Annotated in this window: 8 protein-coding genes; 7 read left to right on the forward strand and 1 reads right to left on the reverse strand. The window is 38.5% G+C overall.

What is annotated here, in order from left to right; genetic code table 11:
- The first annotated feature begins 68 nt into the window (after positions 1-68).
- The 6 genes from pyrD (at position 69) to CWC14_RS01955 (ending at position 7,861) form a co-directional block, all read left to right on the forward strand.
- The gene (gene pyrD, locus CWC14_RS01930) at positions 69-1,079 is read left to right on the forward strand and encodes a quinone-dependent dihydroorotate dehydrogenase (RefSeq protein WP_138560971.1); all 1,011 of its coding nucleotides are present in this window, start codon (positions 69-71) and stop codon (positions 1,077-1,079) included.
- A 131-nt stretch (positions 1,080-1,210) separates the two neighbouring features.
- A complete protein-coding gene (locus tag CWC14_RS01935) occupies positions 1,211-1,741 on the forward strand; it encodes a cell division protein ZapC (protein ID WP_013465028.1) in 531 nt (176 codons plus the stop codon).
- Between the two features lie 90 nt (positions 1,742-1,831).
- Positions 1,832-3,949: a bifunctional 23S rRNA (guanine(2069)-N(7))-methyltransferase RlmK/23S rRNA (guanine(2445)-N(2))-methyltransferase RlmL gene (gene rlmKL, locus CWC14_RS01940; protein WP_024603050.1), complete on the forward strand. Its 2,118-nt coding sequence runs from the start codon at positions 1,832-1,834 to the stop codon at positions 3,947-3,949.
- Positions 3,942-4,181: a glutaredoxin family protein gene (locus CWC14_RS01945; RefSeq protein ID WP_016900376.1), complete on the forward strand. Its 240-nt coding sequence runs from the start codon at positions 3,942-3,944 to the stop codon at positions 4,179-4,181. Before rlmKL ends, CWC14_RS01945 begins: the two co-directional genes overlap by 8 nt.
- Before the next feature lie 15 nt (positions 4,182-4,196).
- Entirely contained in the window at positions 4,197-6,110 is a 1,914-nt protein-coding gene (uup, locus tag CWC14_RS01950) for an ATP-binding cassette ATPase Uup (RefSeq protein WP_076921383.1), read from the forward strand.
- Positions 6,111-6,121: 11 nt separating this feature from the next.
- The gene (locus CWC14_RS01955) at positions 6,122-7,861 is read left to right on the forward strand and encodes a DUF3466 family protein (protein WP_138560973.1); all 1,740 of its coding nucleotides are present in this window, start codon (positions 6,122-6,124) and stop codon (positions 7,859-7,861) included.
- 97 nt (positions 7,862-7,958) lie between these two features.
- On the opposite strand, the gene CWC14_RS01960 is transcribed toward CWC14_RS01955, so the two are convergent.
- Positions 7,959-8,465 carry a DUF2062 domain-containing protein gene (locus CWC14_RS01960; protein WP_013465022.1) on the reverse strand — a complete coding sequence of 169 codons (507 nt, stop codon included), beginning with the start codon at positions 8,463-8,465 and terminating at the stop codon, positions 7,959-7,961.
- Here CWC14_RS01960 and CWC14_RS01965 point away from each other — a divergent pair.
- The gene (locus CWC14_RS01965; RefSeq protein ID WP_138560975.1) at positions 8,445-10,712 is read left to right on the forward strand and encodes a DNA internalization-related competence protein ComEC/Rec2; all 2,268 of its coding nucleotides are present in this window, start codon (positions 8,445-8,447) and stop codon (positions 10,710-10,712) included. The two genes, CWC14_RS01960 and CWC14_RS01965, sit on opposite strands and share 21 nt — an antisense overlap.
- The last annotated feature ends 3 nt before the right edge of the window (positions 10,713-10,715 follow it).

Genomic DNA, 10,715 nt, shown 5'->3' on the forward strand with positions numbered 1-10,715 from the left:
TTTGTTATATAATACCTCAGCCTTGTCTGAGGTATTTTTTTGTCTACAACTTTAAGAGGATTATATTCATGTTTTACGATTTAGCTCGCCGTTTTATGTTTACCCGTAATGCGGAGTGGGCCCATGATTTTGCTCTTAATAACTTACGTCGCTTTGCTAATACACCGTTAAGTGCCGCGTGGTCACAAAGCGTGGCAAATAAGCCTGTGAACTTTTTAGGCCTCGAATTTAAAAATCCCGTAGGGCTTGCCGCTGGTCTTGATAAAAATGCCGAGTGTATTGATGCATTCGCCCAAATGGGGTTTGGTTTTGTAGAAGTGGGTACAGTAACACCGCGTCCTCAAGCGGGGAACGATAAGCCACGTATGTTTAGATTGCCACAGTCGAATGCGATTATTAATCGTATGGGCTTTAATAACAAAGGTGTTGATAATTTAGTTAACAATGTTAAAGCAGCTAAATACGATGGTATTTTAGGTATCAATATTGGTAAAAATAAAGATACACCAAATGAGCAGGGCAAAGATGATTACATTCACTGTATGCGTAAAGTGTTTGAGTATGCATCTTACATAACCGTCAATATTTCATCGCCGAATACACCAGGATTGCGTGACTTACAATATGGCGCAGCATTAGATGACCTATTGCAAAGTTTAAAAAATGAGCAGTTAGATTTAATTGCCAAGCATAATAAAAATGTACCTATGCTGGTTAAAATTGCGCCAGACTTAGATCCTATTCAAATTGAACAAGTGAGCGAATCACTATTAACGAATAAAATTGATGGTGTGATTGCCACAAATACCACCCTTGAGCGTAGCCTAGTGCAAGGTCAGCAGTATGCTGATGAAGCAGGGGGGTTATCGGGTGCTCCGGTAAGAGAGCGTTCAACTCATATTGTTTCTGAACTAAAACGTTTAACTAATAATCAATTACCTATCATTGGTGTAGGCGGTATTGATGACGTTCAATCGGCTAAAGAGAAGATGAACGCAGGGGCTGATTTGATTCAAGTTTACACTGGATTTATTTATAAAGGACCACAATTGGTCAAGTCGATCATTAACGACTTATAAGGATCAGTTATGTAAGCTTTTGATCGTTCGATAAATGTTCTAAAAAGACGTTTTAAAAATGGTCAAAAGCAGCTATACTCTAAGCTTATTGTCTTATTTTATTTTTTTAAGTACTAAGTAGGGAGGGGCAAATGTTACAAGCGTCAAAGCAATGGCAGTGGATAGCGTGTGCTGAAAAAAACCGCTTACTGCTTGATTTAAATGACGATATGCAACTATGCACCCCTTATAAACTAAGGCAATTAACAGATTGCACCTTTAAAAACCCTTACTTTAGTTTAGAAGACGCCGCTTTTTATGAGCAGGTATATTATTACCTCGAGCAGTTTAACTTATGGAATCCTGCGCAATTATGTCAAATAGCGCTCAATGCGACCGCGGTTAAGTTTCAATTAAAGCCCGTTTTAGCTAAAAGTTGGTTTTTTAAACCCTACACGGGTACAACACCTAGTACTGAAGCCGTTATCAACTTGAGCTCTGAATCTCAAACTGGCGAGTTTTTAATTGTGGAGCATTGCCCTGATGCTTCTGTGTGTATTAATTTAAGCGAAACCTTTGCGCTTGACGATAATTTATCACTCTCACAGTTTGAAGTGATCCGCGTATTAAACAACCGTGTTCACCCGCTTATTATCTCACAGTACGATAGTCAAACCGCTTAATCTAATTTAGTTTCCCCACCGTGTTTATGGCGTATTTGTACGCAAACCTATGTTATAATCCCGCGCAATTAGCTATTAAGGGTTTTTACTTTGCAATTTATCGCACTTACTTCTATCGGAATCGAAAATTTATTGGTTGATGAACTTACAGAGCTTGGCGCTACGGTGTCAAAACAAACTGTGGGTTCTGTTCGCTTTGAGGCTGACTCATTGCTAGCGCAAAAGGTGTGTTTATCAACACGCTTTGCTACGCGTGTACTTATGCTTATTGAAGAAAAAGAAGGCGTAAATGACAAAGACAGCTTGTATAAATTTGCACGCTTACAACCTTGGCAAGAGTGGTTTGGGCCTACGCAAACCTTTGCGGTTGACTTTAATGGCACAAACGACTCGCTTAAAAATACCCAGTTTTCAGGGTTAGTGATTAAAGATGCGATTGTTGATTATTTTAATGATCTGTATGAACAGCGCCCAAATGTTGATAAGCAAGATGCAAATGTACGAGTGGTTGCACGTTTAAATCGCCATGGTGTTTCACTTTATATTGATTACTCTGGCCCGCGTTTATCAGAGCGTGGTTACCGTCAAGGTCAAGGTAAAGCACCAATTAAAGAACATTTAGCTGCAGCAATTATTAAGCGCAGTGGCTGGCTTGAAAATGTTAATCAGCCTTTATTTGATCCCTGTTGTGGTGCTGGAACTATTTTAATTGAAGCCGCTGGAATGGCGCGTAATGAAGCGCCAGGTCTATTTCGTGAAGGCTTTGCGTTTGAGCGTTTACCTAGCTTTAGAGTGGCAAAATTCAAAGAACTTAAAGAGCAGCTTTTAGCAAATATTACCGACCCTAAATTGTGGTTGATTGGCCATGATTACGACGCAAATGTCCTTGATAAAGCCATTGCCAATGCGCAGCGCGCAGAACTTGATACGGTAATTAAGTTTAAACAAAGCGATGCAACTAAATTGACTGCGGTTGCTAAATTGCCGGGTGTTGTTATTTCTAATTTACCTTACGGTGAGCGAATTGGCTCTATGGCTGAGCTGGTTAACTTACATCGCAGTTTAGGTGTTGGCTTTAAAAAACACTTCAACCACTGGAAACTAGCTTTATTAGGCATGGATGAAAGCTTGTTTAAACTGCTTAAATTGGTGAAGCAAAAACGTTATAAATTTAAAAATGGTCCACTTGATGTTGAATTAAACTTGTATCAACTTGATGACAAGCAAGTGAGTCTTACCACGGATGACAAACCGGCTTTAAACTTTGAAGGCTCAATGGCTTTTGCTAATCGCTTGAAAAAGAATAAGCAAGGCTTAAAAAATTGGCTTAAGCAAAATCAAGTACATGCCTATCGCGTGTATGATGCGGATATTCCTGAATATAACGTTGCGGTTGATATTTATGGTGATTCAGCGGTTATTTTTGAATACGCAGCACCAAAAGAAATTGATGAAAAAACCTCAGAAAAACGCTTGCAAGATGTTATTAGCTTAACAGCGCAACAACTGGATATTGCACCTGAAAACATTGCGGTAAAAGTACGTAAAAAGCAAAAAGGTGAAGAACAATATACCCCGATGGCTAAGCAAAACAGAACCATGGTGGTAGAGGAGTTTGGTGCTAAGTTTAAAGTTAACTTATTTGATTACTTAGACACCGGACTATTTTTAGATCATCGTCTTGCGCGTCGTTACATTCAAGAAAATGCAAAAGATAAACGCTTTTTAAATTTGTTTGCCTACACGGGAACAGCGTCGGTTCATGCTGCATTAGGCGGTGCAAAAGCAATTACTACCGTTGATTTATCTAAAACCTACCTAAAATGGGGGCAAGATAACTTTGCACTTAACGATATTAGCAATACACGTTATCGGTTTGAGCAAGCCGACTGTTTAAAATGGCTAGAGCATGCACAAGGCCAATACGACTTGATCTTTTTAGACCCTCCAACATTCTCTAACTCTAAGCGAATGAAAGATGCGTTTGATGTACAAAATGATCACATTAAGCTGTTAACTTGGGTTAAAAAAATATTGAGCCCATCGGGTACGCTTATATTTTCTAACAATAAACGCGGCTTTGTGATGGACGAAGTAGGGTTAATGGGCTTAGGCTTAAAAGCAGAAAATATTTCAGAAAAAACCTTATCTCCCGATTTTAAACGTAATAAAAAAATTCATAATAGCTGGTTAATTAAACATGGCTAAGTGGGTTTTATATCACACAGACGGTTGCCACTTGTGTGAGCAAGCAGAGCAACTGTTAAAACCGTTACTTTCATCAGCTGATGAATTACAACTTATTGATATTATGAGCGATGACTCATTAATTTTAGAGTATCAAATCAGTATTCCGGTTTTAAAAAATCAACAAGGCCAGCAATTGTTTTGGCCATTTACTGCACCTCAGGCGCAGCAGTTTTTAGCGCAAGCAGAATAAGAGTAAAGATTAATTATGGATTTAATTAGAATTTCAAAAGCGCAATTAGCCTACGGTACGCACCCATTATTAGATAATGCCGATGCGGTTATAGAAAGCGGTGAGCGAGTGTGTATTGTAGGGCGTAACGGTGCAGGAAAATCAACGCTTCTAAAAGTCTTAGATGGCCAAGTAATACTCGATGACGGCGAAATAAACCAAGTCGGTAGTTTAAAAATATCGCGTTTAGAACAAGATCCGCCTAAAGGCGCAAGCGGCACTGTATTTGATTATGTTGCCCAAGGTATGCCTGAAATTGCTAACTTACTGATTGATTTTCATCATGTAAGTACACAATTGCAAACAGATTGTACTGATCAGTTACTCAATAAATTAGAGCGCTTATCAAATAAATTAGAAGCAGCTGATGGCTGGCGTTTTGATAGCCGTATTCAACTGGTTTTAACCCAACTAGAATTAACCCCCGATGCAAAACTAGAATCACTTTCTGGTGGTTGGTTACGTAAAGTTGCACTTGCGCGTGCGCTAGTGAGCGAGCCTGATTTATTATTACTCGATGAGCCTACCAACCACTTAGATATGACAAGTGTAATGTGGTTAGAGCAATTTTTAAAAGAGTTTAAAGGCGGGATTGTATTTATATCGCATGACCGTGCTTTTATTCGCGCCGTTGCAACACGTATTTTAGATTTAGATCGAGGTAAACTAATTTCTTATCCAGGTGATTATGCCACTTACTTAGAACAAAAAGCGCATGATTTAAAAGTGGAAGAAACGCAAAATGCATTGTTCGATAAGCGTTTAGCGGAAGAAGAAGCGTGGATCCGCCAAGGTGTTAAAGCGCGTCGTACGCGTAACGAAGGGCGTGTTCGTGAGCTTAAACAATTACGTAATGAGCGTAAAAAGCGTGTTGATCAAGTAGGCAAAACCGATTTCAATATTGAAACGGCAGATCGTTCAGGTAAATTAGTGTTTGAAGCGAAACACTTACACCATGCATTTAAAGATAAAATCATTGCTGATGACTTTTCTACTTTGGTTATGCGTGGTGACCGTATTGGGTTAGTCGGCCCTAACGGCATTGGTAAAACAACACTATTAAAATTACTATTTGGTGATTTAAAAGCTGACAGTGGCGAAATAAAGCAAGGTGTTAATTTAGAATTTGCTTATTTTGATCAGTACCGTGAAAAGCTCGATGAAGAAGCGACCGTTCAAGATAACGTGGCTGAGGGTAAGCAAGAAGTGATGATGGGCGGGCGCTCTCGTCATGTATTAGGTTATTTACAAGACTTTTTGTTTCCACCAGCACGTGCTCGTACCCCCGTAAAAGCGCTCTCAGGTGGTGAAAAAAATAGATTACTTCTGGCTAAGTTATTCTTAAAGCCATCAAATATATTGGTTCTTGATGAGCCTACCAACGACTTAGACATAGAAACGTTAGAGTTACTAGAAGATATCATCAATCAATACCAAGGTACTGTGCTGATAGTTAGCCATGACCGTGAGTTTATTGATAATACGTGTTCGAGTGTATGGGCCTTTGAGGGTAACGGCAAGGTAACAGATATCGTTGGCGGTTACAGCGATTATGAAGCCTATACCAACTATTTAGCAGAGCAAGAAAAGCAGCAGCAACAGCAGCCAGTTAAAAAGGTTGAAAAATCTGAGCCGGCACCCGTTAAAAGTAATAACAAAGCAAATAAACTCTCTTACAAATTAAAACTTGAACTAGAGCAACTACCTAATAAAATGGAGCAACTTGAAGCTGAGCTTGAAAAACAACAAGAACGAGTAAGTCACGAAGACTTTTTCAAGCAAGACAGTGATGTAACAGCTAAGGAATTGAACCATTTAGCCCAACTCGAGTCTGACCTTGAAGCCGCTTTTGAGCGTTGGGAAGAACTTGAAGAATTAAAGAATCAGTAGTAAGGAATAAAATGAAATATAAATTACTCGCGGCCAGTGTTTTAGCAACACTGAGTACATCGGCATTAAGTGCTACCTATGCGTTAACGGAGTTAGGTAACTTTGAAAACGCAAAACATACTTATGTTACCGATGTGAGTGAAAACGGACATGTCATTGGACTTGCTAATGGCTTATACAATATCCCAATTGATATTAGTTATATTGATTTTACCGATAGTTTAATTAAGAACGCTTATACTAATGAAGTAAATTCATTTGAACTAAGTGACAAAGAAATTACGTTTACACTTGACGACATCGAAAACAACGACGCTATTTATACCAATGCTGATGCGCATACTTTTATGGTTCGTTTTTTGTCAAACTTATCTGCTAACTTTGAATATCAAAAAATTAGCTCAATTGTTGCTACAAATTACAACAGTGGTGTAATTACAGAGCAATCTTTGTTTGATGTGGCTTCGGTTGATTATGATGGGTTAACGCGATCGACCAGCAATTTTTATAATGCTGTTGCACAGGACGGTACGACCGTAGGTTGGGGCAGTGCACCGTTTGATAAAATCACTTTTACACCAGATGGTGAAACTGAAGAAGAAACTTGGTTTACCCGAGAGTTTATAGAACGTGGTATTTTAATTTCTGAAGGCGGTGTAGAAGTGCCGCTTGTTCCAGAATTTACTGAACATGGTGGGACGAGTAAAGCGTCTGATATTGTTGCCACTGACACGGGTTACGTTGTTGTTGGTAATGTATCAGTGAGTATCCCTACAGAGAGACAAACCTTAATTGCTGATAATTGTGATGGTCTTGATGAACCTGTAATGACGTGTATTGAATCAATTAATAGTCGTAACACACGTGGTTTATTTAATAAAACAGCGGTTAAGTGGACACTAGACAGTGCCTATAATGTAACCTCAACAGAATTGTTAGGTTTAGCGCTGACACCAAAAGAAGATGAAGACAGTAACCCATTTATTAGTAATGCATTAGCGGTTAATAAAAATGGCGTTGCAGCCGGTTTTTCTAATACCCGTTACTTTGATAGAGATTCCACAATCTTAACGATGCCAGCTTACTTTAAAGATGGTGAAGTGGTCGATTTTATTGAACAGCGAGATGACTGGCAAAGTGGTAAAGCATTTGCTATCAACGATAATGATATTGTTGTAGGTTTTGCGACTAAGCGAATAGAAGGCACACTAAGAAACAAACTTTTTTACCATGATATAAATACAAACACGACCGTGTTTCCAGAAGATTACTTTATAAGTTCAAGCTCATATGCTAATGACATTAATAATCAAGGTTACATTGTTGGTGAGGGAGAAATTGGCGAATCAGATAATTCACGTCGTTCAGAAGCCTTTATTTATAAAATTGGCGACGACAAGATCACTAATCTAAATAAGCTGCTGCCTTGTTATGACAGTGATGGTGAAACCAGTTTCAGCTATAAAATGGTAGAAGCTAAATCGATTAATGAAAACAACGAAGTATTTGGTGTTGCAACTAAAACAGTTGAAAAACGAAATTCATTGGGCGGAGTTGTTACCGATGTAAATGGTAATATTGAGTATGAAAGTGTAGCCGTTGCGGTAAAACTTTCGCCTATCCCTAATGGTGAAGTTGAGAATTGTAAAGCCCCAGATGCTGAATTTTACGAACGCAGTTCTGCGAGCTTTTCTTGGTTTGGTTTATTATTACTACCACTTGTTGGTTTAAGACGTGTATTTAGATTTTAAATGAGTTTAAATCGTTAAACAGAACGACTAAAAAACCCAACTTGTTAAGTTGGGTTTTTTTTGTCTATAGTAATGTAAGCATTTAAAGGAAGAGAGGCTAATTATTTCTCATTCCCCATGCCCGCCTTACAGAGCGGCGCCAAATTAGATCTATTCCAAAGTAGCCAATGACACTGGCGATAGAGGCGCATACCAATGAACCGACTAAGAATGCAGGGCCAATTGTCGTTAAGCTTTCTATAAACCATGCCCAACTGGCTTCGAACGCAAAGTGTTGTTCTGGTTGATTAAGTACTAATGTACCAACAAGGTAGGAGCCGTAAAAAATTGGCGGCATAGTCAGTGGATTAGTGATCCATACTAGCGCAACAGAAATGGGTAAATTAACTCTCAAAATTATCGCTGCGGCAGCCGCGAGCACCATTTGAAAAGGAACAGGGATGAAAGCAAAAAAGAGCCCAACAGCAAAAGCACCTCGTGCCGAACGTCTATTTAAATGCCAAAGGTTAGCATCATGTAAAAGACGGCCAAATATTCTTAGCGATTTGTGATGTCTAATTTTATTTGGATCGGGTAAAAACCGTTGGATCGTTTTTTTAGCCATTTAAAGCAACCATTTACTTCTGTGTGGATGAGTCTTGGGTTTGTTATCGGAGTTGTTGTTACCGTATTTTATTACCAAACCCTTGAATTTACAGTTATCACAATTTCAATCCTCATTGTGAGCACGTATTTTAAGCCGTTTTTAACTGTATTGTTAGGCTTTATTTGCGGTATTTGCTGTGTAGCGGCACATTTTATCTTGTTTTATTCATTTGAATTACCTAATCAGCACGAAAAATATGCTTATTCAGTCAATGTTGTTGTCGAAGAGGTTATTTCTTCAACCCCTCCACAATACGTAAAAGTGAAGATAACCCGTTTGGAAGATAGCGAATATAGTCAGTTTAGAGCACCTAATGCCTTATTAAGTATTAATTCAACACAACCTATTCAGCCAGGGGATGCTTTTACTGCTCAAGTTAGGTTAAAAAATTTTAGGGGGATTAAAAATTTTACTGTGTTCGACAGTCAACTCTATGCCTTTACACAAAAAATAGCGTTTAAAGGCACAGTATTAAATAAGCAGTTAGCGATTTACAACCGCCCACAAAATAATCATATTGCGGCTTACCGGACTTATGTCAAAAAGCTCGTAAGTAGTGCTGAGCTTAATTGGCTATATTACGTGCTCTTAACCGGAGACAAGTCGTTAATGACCTTTGAGCATAAACAATTAATGCAAAGTCTTGGGTTAAGTCATTTACTGGCTATTTCTGGATTGCATATCTCTTTGGTTTTCGGTTTTTGTTATTTTGCAGTGCGCTGTTTTCTTAAGTTGATTAAGCCTGAACTAAATCAATCATTAAATATTGCTATTTTTTATAGCGCTGCTGGCTTTGTTGCCGCCTTCATTTATGTTTACTTGAGTGATTTCATTATTTCGGCAACCCGCGCTTTAATTATGTTGGGTTGTTATTTGTTGCTTTATTACTTAGCGAAGCAAGCGCTTAGATGGCGAAGTATTTTATATGCATTGGTTATTATTTTAGCGGTTAATCCATTTAGTTTGCTTAATCCTGGCCTGTATTTTTCATTTTTAGCGGTATGTATTATTTTTATGGTTTTAAAACAGTTTCCGCTGCGAGGTCATTCATTGTTAGCCAATATTCGCACTCTTTTTGTTATTCAACTGGGATTATTTATTGGCTTATTACCGCTGTCATTATACTTTTTTAATGGCGTGAGTTTAGCTGGTTTAGTTTTAAATCTTGTCGCTATTCCCATTTTATCTTTTGTATTAATGCCTGCTTTATTTTTAAGTGTGTTGCTGGGGTTATTAACCGACTGGCATGCGTTTATTGTGTTGTATGATTTTCCACTGACCTATATTTATCAAATGTTGCTGGCAATACCGCAGCACATACGTTGGCTTAATGTTGGTCAGGTAAGTATAACCACTGTGGTGCTGCTTTATAGTGTCGTTCCTTTACTTTATTTTATTGAGCTTCGCGTACTGGCGTGTATTCCGCTTTTGACTTTACTGTCTAATTATTATTTTACGCAATCTAGTCTTTGGCAGTTGAACGTATTTGATGTAGGCCATGGCCTAATGGTACTGATAAAAAAAGACAAACATGCGTTTATTTATGATTTTGGCCCGAGTTACTTTAATCGCTTTAGTCGTGTGCCTAGTGTATTACTACCCTATATTGACGCCCATAATCTAACGGTAAGTACCGCGATTGTCAGTCATCAAGATAACGATCATGCCGGAGGTGTTGCGCATTTTAAAGCGGCCGGTTATGCATGGAGTTTTGATTATTTTCATCCAAATGGTGTATATAACGACTGTATAGCAACAACACGCGATTTTCATGGGTTGAGTATTAAAACCTTTACTAAAGAGGAATTTAATAATAGTAATGATAATTCCTGTATCGTTAAAATCTCAGCTGCAAACTATAGTGTGCTACTTACCGGTGACATATCAAAGACGCGAGAGTCTCAATTAATTAAAAAGGAAGATGATTTACAAAGTACCGTTTTGATAAGCCCACACCACGGCAGTGACAGCTCCTCGAGTGACGAGTTTATTAAGGCAGTAAACCCAACGATTGTGATTCATTCAAGTGCCTATCAAGGTCAGTGGCAATTTCCAAGTAAAGCGGTAGTTGAGCGTTACAATAAAATAAACGCCAAACAATATAGCACCGGTGATGTAGGACAAGTTAGAGTTGATTTTTATGCTAAGCACCTTGAGCTTACTACAGCGAGGGCGCAGGAAAGTTATTGGTTTATCAAAGATTGACGT

The sequence above is a fragment of the Pseudoalteromonas sp. S3260 genome, from assembly GCF_005886925.1.
In the GTDB taxonomy this organism is placed as follows: Bacteria; Pseudomonadota; Gammaproteobacteria; order Enterobacterales; family Alteromonadaceae; genus Pseudoalteromonas; species Pseudoalteromonas tetraodonis.

What these genes read in the sequence shown, in the direction of transcription:
- CWC14_RS01960 (WP_013465022.1), bottom strand. Translation starts at nt 8,465, where the DNA reads ATGGCTAAAAAAACGATCCAACGGTTTTTACCCGATCCAAATAAAATT.
- pyrD (WP_138560971.1), top strand. Translation starts at nt 69, where the DNA reads ATGTTTTACGATTTAGCTCGCCGTTTTATGTTTACCCGTAATGCGGAG.
- uup (WP_076921383.1), top strand. Translation starts at nt 4,197, where the DNA reads ATGGATTTAATTAGAATTTCAAAAGCGCAATTAGCCTACGGTACGCAC.
- CWC14_RS01955 (WP_138560973.1), top strand. Translation starts at nt 6,122, where the DNA reads ATGAAATATAAATTACTCGCGGCCAGTGTTTTAGCAACACTGAGTACA.
- CWC14_RS01945 (WP_016900376.1), top strand. Translation starts at nt 3,942, where the DNA reads ATGGCTAAGTGGGTTTTATATCACACAGACGGTTGCCACTTGTGTGAG.
- CWC14_RS01935 (WP_013465028.1), top strand. Translation starts at nt 1,211, where the DNA reads ATGTTACAAGCGTCAAAGCAATGGCAGTGGATAGCGTGTGCTGAAAAA.